Below are 18,793 nucleotides of genomic sequence, written 5' to 3' on the forward strand. Positions count from 1 at the left end.
GTGACCTCGCTGCCCCCTTGCCGATGCGTCGCCCTGGCCCTGTTGCCCGCCAGCCTGGCTCCACTGGTGTCCCTGGCGGCACCGGCTCCCCAGACCCCGGCCGTTCCCGCCTTCGCCCCCCTGGCAGCGGCTCCGCTCGCCTCCCTGCCTCCCCTGCCCCCGCCGGTAGGCCTGCCCCTCCTGCAGGCCCAGGTGAGTTGTCCGGCCCTGCAGCAGCGCCTCCTGGCCACGGTGGGAGGCGAGGCATCGGTGTGGAGCATCAGCATTGCCGATCCCCAAGGTCGCCTGTTGGCCGACCTCAATGGCCTGCGGCCGCGCATCCCCGCCTCCAACCAGAAGCTGGTGAGCACGGCCTATGCCCTGGACCAACTCGGGCCCGATTACCGCCTGAACACCCAGCTCTGGCGCCTCACGGACGGCAGCTTCCGCCTCACCGGTGAGGGGGATCCCGACCTGGCCCTGCCCCAGTTGCAACGCTTCGCCAAGTTGGCCCTGGGATCCGGCGGCAGCACCGGGACTGTCCCCAGCGTGGTCAAACTCCAGATCGCCGAAGAACCCCGGCAAGCCTGGTGGCCGCAGGGATGGCATCCCGATGATCGCTACACCGCCTACGGCGCGCCGATCACCCGCTTGGCTGTCACCAGCAACGCCATCCATGAGGCGGTGATGAATCCGCCCTCCAGGCTCCAGAACCTGATGAGCAAAACCATGGGTCAGCAGGGCACCAAGGTCCAGTTGTCGCTGGTGTCTGCCCGCGCCCCCATGCCTGGCGATGCGGTGTTGCTGCATCAGGAACCCTCGGCACCGATGCACAACCTGCTGAGCCTGGCCAACACGGAAAGCCACAATTTCACTGCCGAGGTGTTGCTGCGTCAGGCCGCTGGCAGCTGGGATCTGGGCCAGGCGGCCCAACGGGAGACCCTCTGGCTGATGGAGCAGGGCCTGCCGATGCAGGGGGTGCGCGTCGCCGATGGCAGCGGCCTGGACCGGGCCAACCGGCTCACCAGTCGCTTCCTGGCGGCCCTCCTGCTGCGCATGGACCAGCATCCCTACGGCCGGGACTACCTGGCCTCGATGGCGGTGGCGGGCCAACGGGGCACCCTGCGCAACCTGTACATCGGCACGCCCTTGCAGGGCAGGTTCTTTGGCAAGACAGGCACGATCAGTGGGGTGCGCTCCATCAGTGGGGTGCTGATGACCGCCGATGGGCCCCGCTATGTCAGTGCGATCAGCAATGGAGCGGGATCGCCGAACGACACCATCGGTCGGGTGCTGCGCCAGGCACAGCTCACCCAGCTCTGCCCCCTCTAGCCGGCCAGCTGCTTGAGGGTGTTGGCCACCCGGCGGCGGCGGCTCAGGGGCTCCGTTGCGGCGTCTGACCCCTCCGGTGTCTGCAGTCGCACCAGCTCCCGGCGGCCGCCCAGCACCACCTGGCTCATCTCCTTGAGGCGACCTTCCAATTCACCGAGCACCTGCTCGGCGTAACGGTTGGCCCCCTCCTGAATGGTGGCGGCTTCCTGGCGGCTGCGGGCCACCAAGGCGTCACACTGCTGCTGGGTCTGCTGGCGAAACTGCAGGGCATCGTTGTGCAACCGCTCGGCTTCGACCTGGCTGTCCCGCTGCACACGTGCCCCCTCCTGGCGGATCTGCTCCAGTTCGGCCATGGCCTGTTGGCGGTTGCGGTCGTGCTGCTCCACAAGCTGGCGGTTGCGTTCGGCGCTCTCCTGCTCCAGCTGCTGGCGTCGCAGCGCAAACTGCTGCTCCATCTGGGCCAGCCGGGCCTGGTGCTCCTGTTCGGCCTGGGCCACCTGCTGGCGGGCCTGCAGCAGCAGCTGCTCACACTGCTGGCGCGCCTGATCGCGCAGCTCGGCCACCTGCCGCTCCGCCTCCTGGCGGATGGCGGCGCTGTTGATCAGTTGCTCCCGCTCGCGCTTGCCGGCCGCCACGATCTCCTCGGCCTGCTGGCGGGCCTGGGCGATGAAGTCCTCCCGTTGGCGGATCAGTTCGACGGCCTGGCTCAGTTGGGTTGGCAGGGAGTCCCGCAGGGCATCCATCACCTCGATGGCGTCCTGCTCGTTCACCAGCCGCCCACCGCTGAAGGGAATGCGGCTGCCTTCCAGCACGATCTCCTCGAGTTGATCGAGTTGGTCGAGCACGGTGATGGTGGCCTCGGCCATGGACGGCACTAAGCGGATGTCCGATTAAAAAGCCTGGTCAGGTCTTCTGCCACTCCAGCCGGCACCATGTGGCGCACATCGCCACCAAAGCGGGCCACCTCCTTCACCACCGAACTGCTCAGAAAGCTGTGGTGCACAGCGGTGGCCAGAAACAGCGTCTCCACGTGGGGGGCCAAACTGTGGTTGGTGTGGGCAATCTGCAGTTCAAATTCGAAATCGCTCAAGGCCCGCAGGCCACGCAGGATCACCTGGGCCTGGCTGCGGGCGGCGAAGTCCACGGTCAGCCCGTCGAAACTACCCACCTCCACCCCGCTGAGGTGGGCCGTGGCCCGACGGATCTGCTCCAGCCGTTGCTCCAGGCCGAAGGCGGGCTGTTTGCTGGGGTTTTGCAGCACGGCCACCATCACGCTGTCGAACAGCCGGGCGCTGCGTTCGATCAGGTCGAGATGGCCCAGGGTGAGGGGATCGAAGCTGCCGGGGTAGAGCGCACGCATTGGGCCAGCCTATGGGCGAGCGTTGCGTTTCTAGAGTTGGAACCGTTCCCTGCGTCCCCGGGCGCTCCTGTCGTCATGGCCCAGACCGCCGCCCTCAACGCCGAAGCCAAGAAAACCCTGCTGCGCAAGATCCCCCATGGCGTGTTCATCTGTGGCGTGGCAGAGGGAGAGGAGGTGAACGGCTTCACCGCCAGCTGGGTCACCCAGGGATCCTTTGAACCGCCCCTGGTGGTGATGGCCGTGCGGGCCGACAGCACGAGCAACGGCATGATCCAGCGCACCGGCAAGTTTTCGCTCAACGTGTTGGCTGCCGATCAGAAGGACCTGGCCGCCGTGTTTTTCAAGCCCCAGAAAGGGGTGGGTGGCCGTTTTGATGCCGCTCCCTTCAGCCTGGGCGACCTGGGCTTGCCGATCCTCGACAACGCTCTCGGTTCCGTGGAGTGTGAGCTGGTGGGCCAGGTGGCCCATGGGGATCACACCGTGTTCGTGGGAGAAGTGAAGACCGCCACCCTGCATCGCGATGGTGCAGCTCTGGAGCTGGGGAGCACCGGCTGGCAGTACGGCGGCTGAATTGGCGCTGCCCCTGCTGCAGCAACCCGAACGGCTCAAGGCCCGGCTGAGGGAGGTTCCTTCCGAGCCGGGCTGCTATCTGCTGCGCGACGCCGACGACCGCATCCTGTACATCGGCAAGGCCAAGGTGCTGCGCAACCGGGTGCGCAGCTACTTCCAGAGCGGCAGCGGCCACGGCCACAGCCCGCGCATCTCGTTGATGGTGCGCCAGGTGTGCGAGATCGAGTTCATCGTTACCGACAGCGAAGCGGAGGCGCTGGCCCTCGAATCCAACCTGATCAAGCAGAACCAGCCGCATTTCAACGTGTTGCTGAAGGACGACAAGAAATACCCCTACCTCTGCATCACCTGGAGCGAGGCCTATCCGCGCATCTTCATCACCCGGCGGCGCCGCTTCCGCTCCCCGTTAGACCGTTTTTATGGGCCCTACGTGGATGTGGGTCTGCTGCGCCGAACCCTCACCCTGGTGAAGCGGGTGTTTCCCCTGCGGCAGCGGCCCCAGCCCCTCTACCGCGACCGTACCTGCCTCAATTTCGACATCGGCCGCTGCCCGGGCGTTTGCCAGGAAAAGATCAGCTCCGAGGCTTACCACCGCACCCTGCGTCAGGTGGCGATGGTGTTCCAGGGCCGCAACGAGGAGTTGCTGGAGCTGCTGCAGGAGCAGATGGAGCGCTATGCCGAACGCCTTGATTTTGAGAGCGCCGCGCGTGTGCGGGACCAGCTCCAGGGCATCGACACCCTGACTGCGGATCAGAAGATGAGCATCGGCGACAGTTCCGTGAGTCGCGATGTGGTCGCCCTCGCGGCGGATGCGCGCCTGGCGGCGGTGCAGTTGTTCCAGATGCGGGCGGGCAAGCTCGTGGGCCGGCTGGGCTTCACGGCCGATGCCGTGGGCGCCGATGGCCAGCCCCTCGAGCCCGGTCGGATCCTGCAGCGGGTGGTGGAGGAGCACTACAGCCAGGTGGAGCCCGTGGAGATCCCGCCCGAGCTGTTGCTGCAGCACCCGCTGCCCCAGCAGGACCTGATCGAGGAATGGCTGGCCGAGCGGCGGGGTCGCAAGGTGAGGCTGGCCGTGCCCCAGCGCCAGCAAAAGGCCGACCTGATCGAGCTTCTGGAGCGCAACGCCACCTATGAATTGCAACGGGCCCAACGCGGCGCTGAGCAGCAACTGCTGGCCACGGAAGACCTGGCCCAACTGCTGGAGCTTCCCTCCCCGCCGCGTCGCATCGAGGGCTTCGACATCAGCCACATCCAGGGCAGCGATGCGGTGGCCTCCCAGGTGGTGTTCCTCGATGGCCTGCCCGCCAAGCAGCACTACCGCAAATACAAGATCCAGAGCAGTTCGATCCGCGCCGGCCATTCCGACGACTTCATGGCCATGGCCGAGATCATGCGCCGCCGCTTCCGGCGCTGGGCCCAGGCCAAGGCGGAGGGGGCGGACCTTCAGGCCCTGCGTCGGGCCGCAGACACCGCGCTGCACACCGCTGGACTCAACGACTGGCCCGACGTGGTGATGATCGATGGCGGCAAGGGGCAGCTCTCGGCGGTGATGGAAGCCCTGCGGGAACTCAACCTGCATGAGGAGTTGGTGGTCTGTTCCCTGGCCAAGCAGCGTGAGGACGTGTTTGTTCCGGGGGTCAAGCACCCCCTCGAGAGCGAGCCCGACCAGTTGGGCGTTCAGCTGTTGCGGCGTTTGCGGGACGAGGCCCACCGGTTTGCCGTGAGCTTCCACCGTCAACAACGGGGCGAGCGCATGAAGCGCTCGCGCCTCTCCGACATCCCTGGCCTGGGCCCCAAGCGGGTCAAGGAGCTGCTGGCCCACTTCCGCTCCATCGATGCCATCCAGCTGGCGACCCCGGAGCAGATCGCAGCGGCCCCGGGGGTTGGTGCGGCCCTGGCACGCCAGGTGTGGGACTACTTTCATCCCAGTGATGAGCGCGAGGGTGAGGAGTTGGCCAGTTGAGGCGCCTGGCTTGCTCCGTTCTCCTCCCCGTGGTCCTGGCCCTGCTGCTCCAGCTGCTGCCCGGCCTGCCCCCGCCTGCGTTGGCGGCTCCCGGTCTCTGCGTCGGACCGGTCTGCGGCGATGAGATCCATCGCAGTGCCAAGCACCATTGGCAGTTGCGCCTGCGGGTGGGGGACCAGCGGGGCCAGCACGAGCGGCTGGTGGTGGATTGCAGAAACGGGGTGCTCAGTCCCCTGGCCGGTCCGGTGGAGCGGGGCTATGCCGCCGCCGTGGCACGGCGTGCCTGCCGCTTGGCCGGTGAATCGGGGTAGGCCGGAACGGTTCTCCGCCCCTCCCCGCCGGATTGGACCGGGGCCGGCGCTCCAGAATCGGGGATCATCCCCGTGGTGCCTCCATGGCTCGTTTCACCACCCTCCGGGTCGCCGCCCGTGGCGGTCCGCCCCCCCTGCTGGTGGCCCCGGTGCTGGCCCTGGCCGCGGTAGGTGCCCTCGTGATCGTGCCGTTGCTGGCATTGGCCGCGATTCCGGTGGTGATCACCCTCCTGATGGCAATGGGTTGGCTGCTGGCCTGTGGGCTCGGGCTCTGGGCCCTGATCGAGGGCCTGGCGGCCTTGGAGCGTTGGATGGAATCCGACTCCCGCTTCCAGCAATGACCCGGCCGACTCCCGTGCAACGGGGACGGCCGTGATCGGCATCTGGATCCTGGGTGACCAGCTCTCCCAGTCCCATCCCGCCCTGCTGGCTCTGGAGCAGCAGCTCGGCCCTAGCCAGGCCCGGCGCCAATGCCGCATCCTCTTGGTCGAGAGCAGTTCGGTGCTGGCCTGGCGCCGTTATCACCGCCAGAAGCTGGTGCTGGTGTGGAGTGCCATGCGCCACTTCAGTGCGGAGCTCCACCAGGCCGGTTGGAGCGTCGATCACCTGGAAACCGATCGGTTTTCGGAAGCTCTCCCTGGCTGGATCAGCGACCATGGGATCCGCCAACTCCAGCTCATGGAGCCCGCGGAGCGGCCCTTTCGCGGCGCGATCGAGCGGCTCAGCTTGCCGATCCCGGTGCAGTGGCACGCCTCCAATGCCTTTCTCTGGAGCCGGGAGGACTTCGCGGCCTGGGCCCAGCCCTACAAGCAGCTGCGGATGGAGCTCTTCTACCGGGAGGGTCGACGGCGCTTCAGCGTGCTGATGGAGGGCGGCACCCCCCTGGGTGGCCAGTGGAATTACGACCAGGCCAACCGCAAGGCGCCGCCCAAAGGGCTGCAGGGCCCCGAGCCCCTGACATTTGAACCGGATGCCATCACCGGTGATGTGATCGCCAAGGTGGAACGCCTGGCTGGGGAGCTGGAGGCTGCGGGTGAGCCTGGCCTGCCGGGCCTGAGCCAGCCCTTTCACTGGGGGGTGACCCGAGGCCAGGCCCTGGCGGTGCTCGAGCACTTCATCGCCACCCGCCTCGATGGCTTCGGCCCATACCAGGACGCCATGGTGGGCGGCCAACCCACCCTCTGGCACGCCCTGCTCTCCCCCTACCTCAACCTGGGCCTGCTGGGCCCATTGGAGGTGATCCGTCGGCTGGAGGAGGCGGGACAGGAACGGGGCACGCCGCTGGCCTCGCTGGAGGGGGTGATCCGCCAGATCCTTGGCTGGCGCGAATACACGCACGGCCTGTACTGGTGGTTTGGCGCCGACTACCCCCAGCGCAACCACTTCGCCGCCGATCGGCCCCTGCCGCCCTGGCTCGAGGGTCTCGGTGGCAGCGGCATGGCCTGCATGGACACGGTGCTGGGGGAGTTGAAGGCCAGCGGCTACGCCCACCACATCCAGCGGTTGATGGTGCTGGCTAACTACGGCCTGATCGCCGGCCTCGATCCCCAGGCCTTCACCGCCTGGTTTCACCGACTGTTTATCGATGGTTACGACTGGGTGATGCAGACCAACGTGCTCGGCATGGGTCTGTTTGCCGACGGCGGCCTGCTGGCCAGCAAGCCCTACGCCGCCAGCGGCAACTACATCAACCGGATGGGCACCTACTGCAAGGGCTGCCAGTACAACCCCAAACAACGCAGCGGCCCGCAGGCCTGCCCGTTCAACGCCCTCTACTGGGACTTTCTGGCCCGCCACAGCGATGGTTTGGGTCGCAATCCGCGCATGGCCCTGGTGATCAAGCAGCTGGAGCGGATCGATGCTGAGGAGCTGGCGGCGATCCGGGCTGCCGCTGCGGGTCACCGGGGGCCTGGGCCATCTCCGGGATGATGGTGGGGCACTCGCATCCCCCCATGTCCACGCTGTTGACGGGCGGCCATGGCGATCCACCCCGGACCCGTCGGCATGACTACGGACTGGTGGTTCTGCAGCTCTTCTGGCGGATGCGCCTCGATCTGCTGCTGTTCGCCCTGCTGGTGGCAGTGGCGGTCTGGCGCGGCCCGCTGCAGACCCGCTGGACCCTCACACCGATGGGGATCTCGGTGCTGGGGATTGCCGTGTCGATCTTCATCGCCTTTCGCAACACCCAGGCCATCAACCGCTGGTGGGAAGCCCGCAGCCTCTGGGGGTCGGTGGTGAACCACAGCCGCAAATGGCGAGATGTGCTGCTGTGCCTGCTGCCCCACGAAAGGCTGGTCAGCCAAAGGGGGCGCTGCCTGATGGAGTACCAGGTGGCCCAGGTGTGGCTGCTCAATTTCGAGTTGCGCAATTTCTGGCGGGCCGACCTGCGTCGTGGCGTTGATGGTCTGCTCGCCGATCTGCAGCTTCAGCCCTCAACCTCCCTGCAGGAGCTCTGCAGGCAACGGGCCCGGGCGGTTGAGCGGTTGCACCGCGATGGCTGGATCGACGCCTGGGGCCGTCAGCAGTTGATGGAGGTGGGCAACCTCTGTCATGACGCGATCGGCGGGCTGCAACGCATCCGCAATACACCGATTCCCGCCTCCTACGACGTGTTCGTGCGGATGATCACCTGGCTCTACGGCCTGCAGTTGCTCCTGGAATTCCAGCGCTCCACCCATGTGCTGATCGGAGTGGTGCTCTTCATGGGTTTCCTCACGGCGGAGCGCATCGGCTCCTATGTGGAGGGGCCCTTTGACCGCGATGGCAGCAGCTTCTGCCTGCCCCTCAATGCCATCTGCAGCACGATCACGGAGGATCTGATTCAACGACCGCTCGATTTCGGCGGCTTCCGGCCCAGCCAGGACCCGACGCGTTGGGATTGAGCAGACCACGGATCGCTACGCCCTCCCCCACAGCTCCTGCCGCATCAGGATGATCGGCGGGCCTCTCGTTTCCGTTCAACCATGGGTCGGATCCTCACCTTGGTGCTGGGCCACCTGGATCTGTGGAGCCGTCACGAGCGCACCCGGATCAAGGCTTGATCGACCGGGGATCGGAGGCCCTACCTTGAGGCTCGCTCTGTTCACCACCGCCATGCAGCTGCTGGCCCTGAGCTGGCCTCCGGAGGCCTACCTCTGGTTTAAGACCCTGCACATCGTCGGGGTGGTGGTGTGGTTTGCCGGGTTGTTCTATCTCGTGCGGCTGTTCATCTACCACCGGGAAGCGGAGGAGCTGGATGGCACCCTGCGGCAGGCCTTTCAGGATCAATACGCCCTGATGGAGCGGCGCCTTGCCAACATCATCACCACCCCCGGCATGGTGGTGGCCGTGGTCTGTGCGGCCGGTCTGCTGAGCGTCAACCCGGCCTGGCTCCAGCAGGGCTGGATGCACGCCAAGCTGGCCTTTGTGGCAGCCCTGCTGGCCTATCACGCCTTCTGTTATCGCCTGATGGGCCAGCTGCAGGCGGGTCGCTGCAGTTGGAGCCCCAAACAACTGCGGGCCCTCAACGAACTGCCCACGCTGCTGCTGGTGATCGTGGTGATGCTGGTGGTGTTCAAGGCCCAGTTCCCCACTGGAGCGGCCACCTGGCTCATCGTGGCCCTTGTGGTGTTCATGGCGGCCTCAATCCAGTTCTACGCCCGATGGCGTCGCCTCAGGGCCGAGCGCCTGGCGTCCGGTGCCTGAGCATCCCCTGCGGTCGGTGTTGCGCCAGGTCACCCCGACCTGCTGCCCGACCCGGGTCAACTTTCACTGCCACACCACCTGCAGCGACGGCAGCCTCTCGCCCCAGGACTTGGCGTCCCAGGCTCTCAGGATCGGTCTGGACCACCTCGCCATCACAGACCACCACAGCGTTGCTGCCCACGCCGTGGTCGAGGCGGCCTTCCACGCTGCCGCCCTGGGCGGCCATCCGGTGCCCAGGCTTTGGCGGGGTGTGGAGATCAGTTGTCTGCTGGAGGGCTGCCTGGTACATGTGCTGGCCCTTGGCTTCGGCGAGGAGCACCCCAGTCTTTGGCCCTACCTCCAGGGCCGATCCGTGGTGGGGCCCGCGCTCCAGGCGGGGGCGGTGCTGGAGGCGGGTCGCCAGGCCGATGCCCTGATGCTCCTCGCCCACCCCGCCCGCTACCGGCTTCCCTTTCAACGCTTGATCGCAGCGGCCGATCGGCTGGGATTTGACGGAGCCGAGGCCTGGTACGACTACAAGCTGCAGGCTCGCTGGGCGCCCACGCCGCTGGTCTGCGAGGCCATTGCGGCCGAGCTCCAGCAGCGCGGCCTTTTGCTGAGTTGTGGTACGGATACCCATGGTCTTGCCCTCAATGGCCGCTAGGGTTTGCTGACGCTTTCCTGCCAGCCGATGGGTCTGTTTGATCGCCTGTTCGCCTCCCGCGCCGGCAACGCCAGTTCCAACGCCTCTCCTGCCAAGCCAAAGAAAGAGGCCGAAACCTTTTTCCTCGATGCCGATGCCTCCAGCAGCATGGGCAATGTGGAGTTCATGCGGCGCTCCAACACCATTCGCCGCACCTTCCCCGGAACCGCCGACAGCCCCGGCAACAAGGAGATGGTGGCTGAGGTGGCGTCCATGGAGGCCAAGCTCGAAAAGATGTCCGAGGGCCTGGGGGGCAAGACCACCACAGAGGAGACCGTGGATCTCACCGGTGGCATCCCCAAGCCGGTGAAGAAGACCTTCGCCCAAACCATGTCGGCTGCCGAACTCGAGCAGCGCAAGAAGGGATCGGCCATGGGCGTGAATGTGCCGGGCGGGTCAACGGGGATCGGCAAACCGAAGGAGCAGGAAGCCTCTGCCCAGCCCCAGATCAACCAACCCGCCACGGGCAAGGCCGGTGCGATCGATCCCTTCAAACAGATGGTTAGGGATCTGAACAACTGAATCAGGAGCCCTCGATTCGTCCTTCGCTCTCCAACACCAGCTGGCGCAGGTGCTCCAGCTGGTTGTTCTGTGCCCCTTCCCACAATCCCCGGTTGTGGGCCTCCAGCAGTCGTTCGGCCATGTCCCGCAGGGCCCAGGGGTTGCTCTGCTCCAGAAACGCGAGCACTTCGGGGTCGCGGAGCCACTGGTCGCAGAGGGCGCCATAGCCCCAGTCCGGTACCCGGCCGGTGCTGGCGTCGTAGGCAAACAGGTAGTCGAGGCTGGCGGCCATCTCGAAGCCGCCCTTGTAGCCGTGCTGCTGCATCGCCTGGATCCAGCGGGGATTGAGCACCCGGCTGCGCAGCACCTTGTCCAACTCCCGTTCCAGCCGGTGCAGCCGGGGTCGAGCTGCCCGGGAGTGGTCGCCAAACCACAGGGCCGGCCGCTGCCCTGAGACCCGCTCCACCGCGGCACTCATGCCCCCTTGAAACTGGTAGTAATCGTCGGAATCGAGCAGATCGTGTTCCCGGTTGTCCTGGTTGTGCAGCACCACCTGCACCGCCAAGAGGCGCTGCTCCAGGCCAGCCCGGTCTGCCCGGGCCTCGATCCCCGCCTGGCCTGGCCCCCCTGGCTGGCCGTCGTAGCGCCAGCTGCTCCAGTTGAGGAAGGCCTCGCCCAGGTCGCCCCGCTGCTCCCACTGGCCGCTGTCAATCAATCCCTGCAGCCCGGCCCCATAGGCCCCTGGGGCTGAGCCGTACACCCGGGCGCTGTGGCCTTCCCGTCGGTAGGCGGCCGCCAGGGGGTTTTGGTCCTCCGGTTCCTCCAGGACCGCCACCAGCTCGGTGGCCCGGTTCACCCAGGTCACCAGCTGGGGAAAGGCGTCGCGGAACAGCCCGGAGATGCGCAGGGTGACATCCACCCGCGGGCGGCCCAGGAGGGAGAGCGGGATCACGTCCAGGTCGACCATCCGCCGGGTGGGACCATCCCAGACCGGCCGCACCCCAAGCAGGGCCAACACCTGGGCGATGTCTTCACCGCCGTTGCGCATCGTTGCCGTGCCCCAGACCGACAGCGCCAGGGTCTGCAGGTGCTCCCCCTGGTCCTGCAGGTGTAATTCGAGCAGCAACTCAGCACTGCGGCGGCCCAGGTCCCAGGCGGCCTCGGTGGGAAGGCCGCGGAGATCAACGCTGTAGAAATTGCGGCCCGTGGGCAGGAGGTCGGGCCGGCCCCGGGTGGGGGCGCCGGAGGGACCTGCGGCGATCCGCTCCCCTGCCAGTCCCCGCAGAAACCCCTCCCGTTCGGCCTTGTCGCAGGCGAGCAGGCGGGGCAGCAGCACCTGGCGCAGATGGTTCAGGGCCTGGGTCAAGGCGGGGCCATGGTTGGCCCGCTGCCGCTCCTTGGCCAGGCCGGCGAGTTCCTCAGCCACGAGGCAGAGCGCTCGCTGCTCCAGCAGAGCCACCCCGTCGCCCACCAACCGCGGCGGATCGCCCCCGAAGGTGGTCTGGAGCAGCCCCCGATCCTCCGGCTCCAGGGCTGTGGCGTCGGAGTCAGACCAGGGATCAAAGCCCAGGCCGAGGTCACGGGCCAGGGCCTGGGTGAGACCGGGCTGCTCGGCCAGGGGGCAGCGGGCGAGACAGAGCAGCAGTTCCGCCAGCCGCTCCGGTTCCGGCAGGGTGCCGTAGGTGTGCAGTCCCAGGCGGATCTGGGCTTCTTTCAACTCACAGAGATAGCCGTCGGCGGCATCGAGGCGCGCATCCAGTTCGTCGGCGGTGCCCAGGGGCAGCTGGAGCTGCTCCAGCTGTTGGGCCAGGCGCTGGCGCAGGGGAGCGGCTCTCTCGCTCCCCAGTTGGCTCGCTTCCCAGTACTCATCCAGCAGGACCTCCAACTGCTGCAGCTCGCCATGGAGTCCGGCCCGCCCCAGGGGTGGGGTGAGGTGGTCGAGGATGACCGCCTGGCTGCGTCGTTTGGCCTGGGAGCCTTCCCCCGGGTCGTTGACGATGAATGGATAGAGGTGGGGCATGGGGCCGAGGGCCCACTCCGGAAAGCAGCGATCGGACAGCCCCAACCCCTTGCCCGGCAGCCATTCCAGGTTGCCGTGCTTGCCCACGTGCACCACGGCATGGGCGCCGAACCCTTGGCGCAGCCAGAGGTAATGGGCCAGGTAGGCATGGGTGGGGGGCAGATCGGGGCTGTGATAGCTGAGGCTCGGATCGCGGTCGTAGCCCCGCTCGGGCTGAACCAGCACGGTTACGTGGTGCCAGCGCAGGCCTCGGATCGGAAATCCGGCCGTGCCCCCCCGCGGTGTTTCTAGGCCGGGATCCTGGTGCGGAGCCCCCCAGGCCGCCTCCAGTCGCTCCCGCCCCTGCCTCGGCAATTGGTCATACCAGGCCTGGTAGTCCTCGAGAGGGAGGTGGTCGAGGGGGGGGCGGTGGCCGCTTTCCGGGTCATTGCTGCGGCCGGCGAGCAGCTGCTGGATCAGCTCCTCCCCGCTGCTGGGCCACGCGGGCCCCAGGCCATAGCCCGCTTCGGCCAGCCAGCGCAACATCAGCGCCGTGGAAGCCGGGGTGTCGAGTCCCACCCCATTGGCCAGGCGACTGTTGCGGGTGGGGTAGTTGGCCAGCACCAGGGCGATGTGCCGCTCGGCGGCGGGGGTCTGGCGCAGGTGGATCCAATTGGCAGCCAGTTGGGCAATCCATGCCAGGCGCTCCGGATCCGGTTGGTAGCGCTGTAGGGCTGAGGCCAGCTGCGCACTGGCCCCCACCGTTTCCTTGAAGGCGCCGATCCGTGTGGTGATACGGCCATCCAGCTCCGGCAGGGCCACCTGGAGGGTGAGGTCGGTCGGACCCAGGCCGATGCTGCTCTCCTGCCAGTGGCTGCGGGGTTGGCTGCTGCAGAGCAACTGGAACACGGGAACCCCCAGCTGCTCCCACAGCGGAGCCCCCAGCCCGGCCTCCTCAAACTGCACCGAGGCAAAGGAGGTGCTGCACAGCACGGCCTGCACCTGTTCCCGGCCCAGGAGGTCGGCAACCCCCCGCTGCACGGCCCCATCCCGCAGGCCGCTCACCCAGAGGGCACGGGGGCACAACCCCACCCGGCGGAGGGCGGCGAGGCTCGCCTCCATCAGGGCCAGATCACCGGCCTGCAGCAGGGCCCGATAGGCGATCAGGCCGATCCGGGGGCCCGTCTCCTCGCGCCAGTCATGGGGAAGGGGATCGGCCAGGGGCTCGGGTGTCGGGGGCGCGGGCTGCTCCCCCTGCAGCAGGGCGCGAAGGCTGCCCAGCAGGTGCCGCAGGTTGGCGGGGCCCCCTTCCCGCAGGCATTGGGCCAGGGCCACGGCCAGGGCCGGGTCCACGGTGCCCAGACTGGCCAGGGCGCCCTCCTCCTCCAGGGTGCCGGCCAGCACCAGCAACTGGCGCCCGGCCTGGGTGCGGACCCACTCCTGCAGGCGTTCGAGTCCATAGCTCCAGTGGCCCCGACCGCCCAGCAGCCGCACCACCACCAATTGGGCGTGGCGCACCGTTGAGCTGAGGTAGTGGTCGATCTGGGCGGGATGGCCCAGGGCCGCGAGGTTCAGGCCCCGCAGCTCCGCCCCGAGGAGCTGGGGCTCCTGCGCCAGCAGCTGATCGATGGCCAGCAGATCGGTGTCAGCGCTGCTGAGCAGCAGAACCGACGCGGGGGGTTGCTCCACCAGGGCGCCCCAATCGGCGGCTGCCGTTCCCCCCGGTACCGATGCCAAGCGATGCATGGCCCCATCCTGCTTGCTGCAGTGAGAAGATCGGGGCATCCCGGCCACCGGCCGTCGCGCCTGCACCGCCCGCTTCGCCTCCACCATGCACCAGTTCCTGCCCTTCGCCTGGTTCGGTGGCCGCTGTGTGCCCTTTGCGGAGGCCACCCTGTCGGTGGCCACCCATGCCCTCCACTACGGCACCGGAGCCTTCGGCGGCATGCGGGCCCTGCCGAATCCCAGCGATCCCGCCGAGATCCTGTTGTTCCGCGCCGATCGGCACGTCCGTCGGCTCAGCCAGAGCGCCCGGCTGCTGCTCACTGAGCTGCCGGAGGCCACCATCCATGACGCCATCGTCTCGTTCCTGAAGGCCAACAAGCCCACCTGTCCGGTGTACCTGCGGCCCTTCGTGTACACCAGCGATCTGGGCATTGCGCCCCGCCTGCACAACATCGAGACCGACTTTCTGATCTACGGCCTGGAGCTGGGTGATTACCTCTCCCCGGACGGGGTGAGCTGCCGCATCAGCTCCTGGACCCGTCAGGAAGACCGCTCCCTGCCCCTGCGGGGCAAGATCAGTGGGGCCTACATCACCAGCTCCCTGGCCAAAACCGAGGCCGTTAAGAGCGGCTTTGATGAGGCGCTGCTGCTCAACAGCCGCGGCAAGGTGAGCGAAGCCAGTGGCATGAACCTGTTCATCGTTCGGGATGGGGTTCTGATCACCCCCGGCGTCGACCAGGACATCCTGGAGGGCATCACCCGTGCCAGCGTGCTGGAGCTGGCCAAGGCGATGGGGATCCCCACCCTGGAGCGGCCCGTGGACAAGAGCGAATTGTTCGTGGCCGACGAAGTGTTCCTCAGCGGTACCGCCGCCAAGGTCACCCCGGTCCGTCGGGTGGAGACCACGGACATGCCGGGCCATCGCCCGGTGATGACGGCCATCCGGGACCGGCTCACCGCGATCACAGAAGGCCGCGATCCCGCCTATGACCATTGGGTGACCCGAATCCGCGTCGACGTTTGAGCGCCATGACAACGGCAGTGGCATCCCGGGTGGGACAGCGGATCGGCTTTCTGGAGAGGCTCCATGGCCCGGAGCGCCCCGTGCTGGTCTTCGACGGAGCCACGGGCACCTCGCTCCAGCAGATGGACCTGACCGCCGAGGATTTCGGCGGTGCCGCCCTCGAGGGCTGCAATGAACATCTGGTTTTCACCAGACCCGACGCGGTGCAGGCCGTGCACCGGCAGTTTCTGGAGGCGGGCGCCGATGTGATCGAAACCGACACCTTTGGGGCCACCTCCCTGGTGCTGGCGGAGTACGACATCGCCGATCAGACCTTCGCGCTCAACAAGCGGGCCGCCGAATTGGCCCGGGAGATGGCCGATGCCTACTCCACCCCTGAGAAACCCCGTTTTGTGGCGGGCTCCATGGGGCCCACCACCAAGTTGCCCACCCTGGGGCACGTCGATTTCGACACCATGAAGGCCTCCTTCGCCGAGCAGGCGGAGGGTCTGTTGGCCGGTGACGTTGACCTGTTCATCGTCGAGACCTGCCAGGACGTGCTGCAGATCAAGGCCGCCCTGCAGGGCATTGAGGACGCCTTCCAGAGGACGGGACAGCGGCGGCCACTGATGGTGAGCGTGACGATGGAAACCACCGGCACGATGCTGGTGGGCTCGGATATCGCTGCCGTCGTGGCGATCCTCGAACCCTTCCCGATCGACGTGCTCGGCCTCAACTGCGCCACCGGCCCGGAGCAGATGAAGGAGCACATCCGCTACCTGAGCGAGCACAGCCCCTTTGTGGTGAGCTGTATTCCGAACGCCGGCCTACCGGAAAACATCGGCGGGGTCGCTCACTACCGGCTGACACCTGTGGAGATGAAGATGCAGCTGCTGCACTTCGTCGAAGACCTGGGCGTGCAGGTGATCGGTGGCTGCTGTGGCACCACCCCAGCCCACATCGGTGCCCTGGCCGAGCTCGCCGCCGAATTGCATGCGGCGCCCCGTCCGGTGCGCACCCCCCAGACCCAGCACGAGCGGCCGCTGCTTCAGGTGGAGCCCTCGGCCGCCTCGATCTATGGCACCACGCCGTATCACCAGGACAACTCGTTTCTGATCATTGGCGAACGGCTCAATGCCAGTGGCAGCAAAAAGGTGCGGGAGCTGTTGGCTGAAGAAGACTGGGATGGCCTGGTGGCCGTCGCCCGGGGCCAGGTCAAGGAAAACGCCCATGTGCTTGACGTCAACGTCGACTACGTCGGTCGTGATGGCGAGCGCGATATGCATGAGCTGGTGAGTCGTCTGGTGACGAACGTCAACCTGCCATTGATGCTCGATTCCACCGAGTGGCAGAAAATGGAGGCTGGCCTGAAGGTGGCCGGTGGCAAGTGCATCCTCAACTCCACCAACTACGAAGACGGCGATGAGCGCTTCTTCAAGGTGTTGGAGTTGGCCAAGGCCTACGGCGCTGGTGTGGTGGTGGGCACCATCGACGAAGAGGGCATGGCCCGCACGGCTGAGCGCAAGTTCGCCATCGCCCAGCGGGCCTACCGCGATGCCCTGGAGTTCGGGATTCCGGCCCACGAGATTTTCTACGACCCCCTGGCTCTGCCGATCTCCACCGGCATCGAGGAAGACCGTCTCAACGGGGCGGCCACGGTGGAGGCGATTCGTCGCATTCGCACCGATCTTCCCGGGGTGCATGTGGTGCTGGGGGTCAGCAACGTGAGCTTTGGCCTCTCCCCGGCGGCCCGCATCGTGCTCAACTCGGTCTTCCTGCACGACTGCTGCGAGGCCGGCATGGATGCGGCCATCGTCAGCCCGGCCAAGATCCTGCCGCTGGCCAAGATCAGCGAGGAGCACCAGCAGGTTTGCCGCGACCTGATCTATGACCGTCGCCGCTTTGAGAGCGACGACGCCGGGGCGATCTGCAACTACGACCCCCTCACCGTGCTCACCACCCTGTTTGAGGGGGTGAGTGCCAAAGAGGCCCGGGCATCCGGTCCCTCCCTGGCCGATCTCCCGGTGGAGGAGCGTCTCAAGCAACACATCATCGATGGGGAGCGCATTGGCCTGGAGACCTCGCTCAATGAAGCGCTCCAGACCTATCCGCCCCTGCAGATCATCAACACCTTCCTGCTGGATGGCATGAAGGTCGTGGGCGATCTGTTTGGTTCGGGCCAGATGCAGCTTCCGTTTGTGCTGCAGAGCGCGGAAACGATGAAGGCAGCGGTAGCCCAGCTCGAACCCCACATGGAGACCGTGGAAGGGGAAAGTTCGGCCAAGGGCAAGTTCCTGATCGCCACGGTGAAGGGCGATGTGCACGACATCGGCAAAAACCTGGTGGACATCATCCTCACCAACAACGGCTACGAGGTGATCAACCTCGGCATCAAACAGAGCTGTGAGGCGATTATCGAGGCCCAGCGCGAGCACCAGGCCGACTGCATCGCCATGAGTGGTCTCCTGGTGAAGTCCACCGCCTTCATGAAAGACAACCTGGAGGCGTTCAACGCGGCCGGTATCGCCGTTCCCGTCATCCTCGGCGGTGCCGCCCTCACGCCCCGCTTTGTGCATGGTGACTGCCGTGCGGCTTACCAGGGTCAGGTGATCTATGGCCGCGATGCCTTCGCCGATCTGCGCTTCATGGATGCGCTGATGGAGGCCAAGGCCGCCGGCAGCTGGGACGACCGGCAGGGCTTCCAGGGGCCGATTCCGGAGGGCCTGGGGCTTGCCAGTACGGACAGCGCCACCCCCACCTCCCCGGGGGACGAACCGGCCGCCACGGCGGTGCCCACAGATGGGCAGGTGGCTGGACCCAACGATCACCGTTCCGAGGCCGTGCCCGAGGAACCGGCCCTCGATCCCCCGTTCTGGGGCAGCCAGGTGCTCACCGAGCAGGACATCAACCTGCAGGAGGTGTTCGCCTACCTCGACCGCAACGCCCTGTTTGCGGGCCAATGGCAGCTGCGCAAGACCCAGCAGCAGAGCCGGGAGGAGTATGAGGCGATGCTGGCTGAGAAGGCCGAGCCCGTGTTGCAGCAGTGGATGGAGCGCTGTCTTGAGGAGGAGCTGCTCACCCCACGGCTGGCCTACGGCTATTTCCCCTGTGGGCGCAGTGGCAACGCCGTGGTGGTCTTCGATCCCACCCAGCCTCAGCAGGAACTGGGGCGCTTTGGCTTGCCCCGCCAGCGGTCGGGGAATCGCTACTGCATCGCTGATTTTTACCGTGATCTCTCGCTCGGAGTCGATGGCGCTGTCACGCCTACTGACGTGTTGCCGATGCAAGCCGTGACGATGGGGGAGAGGGCCTCTGCCTTTGCCCGGGAGCTGTTCAAAGCTGACCAATACAGCGACTATCTCTACTTCCATGGGCTTGGGGTGCAGATGGCCGAGGCCCTGGCGGAGTGGGTGCATGCCCGGATTCGGCGGGAACTGGGCTTTGCCGATCCCGCCGACATGCCGTTGCGGGATGTGCTCGCCCAGCGCTACCGCGGCAGCCGCTACTCCTTCGGCTATCCGGCCTGCCCCAATGTGGCGGACTCCCGCCAGCAGCTCATCTGGCTGGGTGCTGATCGCATCGGTCTCACCATGGATGAAAGCGATCAGCTCGACCCCGAGCAGAGCACCACGGCCCTGGTGGCCCTGCACAGCCAGGCCCGTTATTTCTCGGCCTGACCGGACG

At 66.9% G+C, this 18,793-nt stretch carries 15 protein-coding genes; 12 read left to right on the forward strand and 3 right to left on the reverse strand.

What is annotated here, in order from left to right:
* Positions 1-1,311, forward strand: a complete 1,311-nt coding sequence (gene dacB / locus H6G16_RS06645) for a D-alanyl-D-alanine carboxypeptidase/D-alanyl-D-alanine-endopeptidase (RefSeq protein ID WP_347238818.1) — start codon at positions 1-3, stop codon at positions 1,309-1,311.
* Here the strand turns inward: dacB and H6G16_RS06650 are convergent.
* Together H6G16_RS06650 and coaD are read right to left on the reverse strand one after the other, a co-directional pair.
* Complete coding sequence (locus H6G16_RS06650) at positions 1,308-2,177, reverse strand: hypothetical protein (RefSeq protein WP_190389501.1); 870 nt, start codon at positions 2,175-2,177, stop codon at positions 1,308-1,310. The genes dacB and H6G16_RS06650 overlap by 4 nt on opposite strands.
* An 8-nt stretch (positions 2,178-2,185) precedes the next feature.
* Positions 2,186-2,671, reverse strand: a complete 486-nt coding sequence (gene coaD / locus H6G16_RS06655) for a pantetheine-phosphate adenylyltransferase (RefSeq protein ID WP_190389502.1) — start codon at positions 2,669-2,671, stop codon at positions 2,186-2,188.
* Positions 2,672-2,746: 75 nt separating this feature from the next.
* Between coaD and H6G16_RS06660 the strand changes: the two genes are divergently transcribed.
* The 9 genes from H6G16_RS06660 (at position 2,747) to H6G16_RS06700 (ending at position 10,403) form a co-directional block, all read left to right on the forward strand.
* Entirely contained in the window at positions 2,747-3,241 is a 495-nt protein-coding gene (locus H6G16_RS06660; RefSeq protein WP_190389503.1) for a flavin reductase family protein, read from the forward strand.
* On the forward strand, positions 3,192-5,204 hold the full coding sequence (gene uvrC, locus H6G16_RS06665) for an excinuclease ABC subunit UvrC (protein ID WP_190389504.1): 2,013 nt from the start codon (positions 3,192-3,194) through the stop codon (positions 5,202-5,204). The genes H6G16_RS06660 and uvrC overlap by 50 nt, the downstream gene beginning before the upstream one ends.
* A 29-nt stretch (positions 5,205-5,233) precedes the next feature.
* A complete protein-coding gene (locus tag H6G16_RS06670) occupies positions 5,234-5,515 on the forward strand; it encodes a hypothetical protein (protein ID WP_190389505.1) in 282 nt (93 codons plus the stop codon).
* An 83-nt stretch (positions 5,516-5,598) separates the two neighbouring features.
* Positions 5,599-5,856: a glypican gene (locus H6G16_RS06675; protein ID WP_242036235.1), complete on the forward strand. Its 258-nt coding sequence runs from the start codon at positions 5,599-5,601 to the stop codon at positions 5,854-5,856.
* A gap of 31 nt (positions 5,857-5,887) precedes the next feature.
* Positions 5,888-7,444 (forward strand): cryptochrome/photolyase family protein, encoded by a 1,557-nt coding sequence (locus H6G16_RS06680; RefSeq protein WP_190389506.1) that lies wholly within the window; start codon positions 5,888-5,890, stop codon positions 7,442-7,444.
* Between the two features lie 23 nt (positions 7,445-7,467).
* Positions 7,468-8,397 carry a bestrophin family ion channel gene (locus H6G16_RS06685; protein WP_190389507.1) on the forward strand — a complete coding sequence of 310 codons (930 nt, stop codon included), beginning with the start codon at positions 7,468-7,470 and terminating at the stop codon, positions 8,395-8,397.
* Positions 8,398-8,623: 226 nt separating this feature from the next.
* Complete coding sequence (gene hemJ, locus H6G16_RS06690) at positions 8,624-9,199, forward strand: protoporphyrinogen oxidase HemJ (protein WP_190389763.1); 576 nt, start codon at positions 8,624-8,626, stop codon at positions 9,197-9,199.
* Positions 9,192-9,842, forward strand: coding sequence for a PHP domain-containing protein (locus H6G16_RS06695; RefSeq protein WP_190389508.1), 651 nt, complete (start codon positions 9,192-9,194; stop codon positions 9,840-9,842). The genes hemJ and H6G16_RS06695 overlap by 8 nt, the downstream gene beginning before the upstream one ends.
* Before the next feature lie 27 nt (positions 9,843-9,869).
* A complete protein-coding gene (locus tag H6G16_RS06700) occupies positions 9,870-10,403 on the forward strand; it encodes a hypothetical protein (RefSeq protein ID WP_190389509.1) in 534 nt (177 codons plus the stop codon).
* Between the two features lies 1 nt (position 10,404).
* Here the strand turns inward: H6G16_RS06700 and cobN are convergent, their stop codons facing one another.
* On the reverse strand, positions 10,405-14,127 hold the full coding sequence (gene cobN, locus H6G16_RS06705) for a cobaltochelatase subunit CobN (RefSeq protein WP_190389510.1): 3,723 nt from the start codon (positions 14,125-14,127) through the stop codon (positions 10,405-10,407).
* Between the two features lie 85 nt (positions 14,128-14,212).
* Between cobN and H6G16_RS06710 the strand changes: the two genes are divergently transcribed.
* Both H6G16_RS06710 and metH read left to right on the forward strand, forming a co-directional pair.
* A complete protein-coding gene (locus H6G16_RS06710) occupies positions 14,213-15,130 on the forward strand; it encodes a branched-chain amino acid transaminase (protein ID WP_190389511.1) in 918 nt (305 codons plus the stop codon).
* A gap of 5 nt (positions 15,131-15,135) precedes the next feature.
* Positions 15,136-18,786 carry a methionine synthase gene (gene metH, locus H6G16_RS06715; protein ID WP_190389512.1) on the forward strand — a complete coding sequence of 1,217 codons (3,651 nt, stop codon included), beginning with the start codon at positions 15,136-15,138 and terminating at the stop codon, positions 18,784-18,786.
* Positions 18,787-18,793 lie beyond the last annotated feature (7 nt).

The sequence above is a fragment of the Cyanobium sp. FACHB-13342 genome (assembly GCF_014697415.1).
Classification (GTDB): Bacteria; Cyanobacteriota; Cyanobacteriia; order PCC-6307; family Cyanobiaceae; genus Cyanobium_A.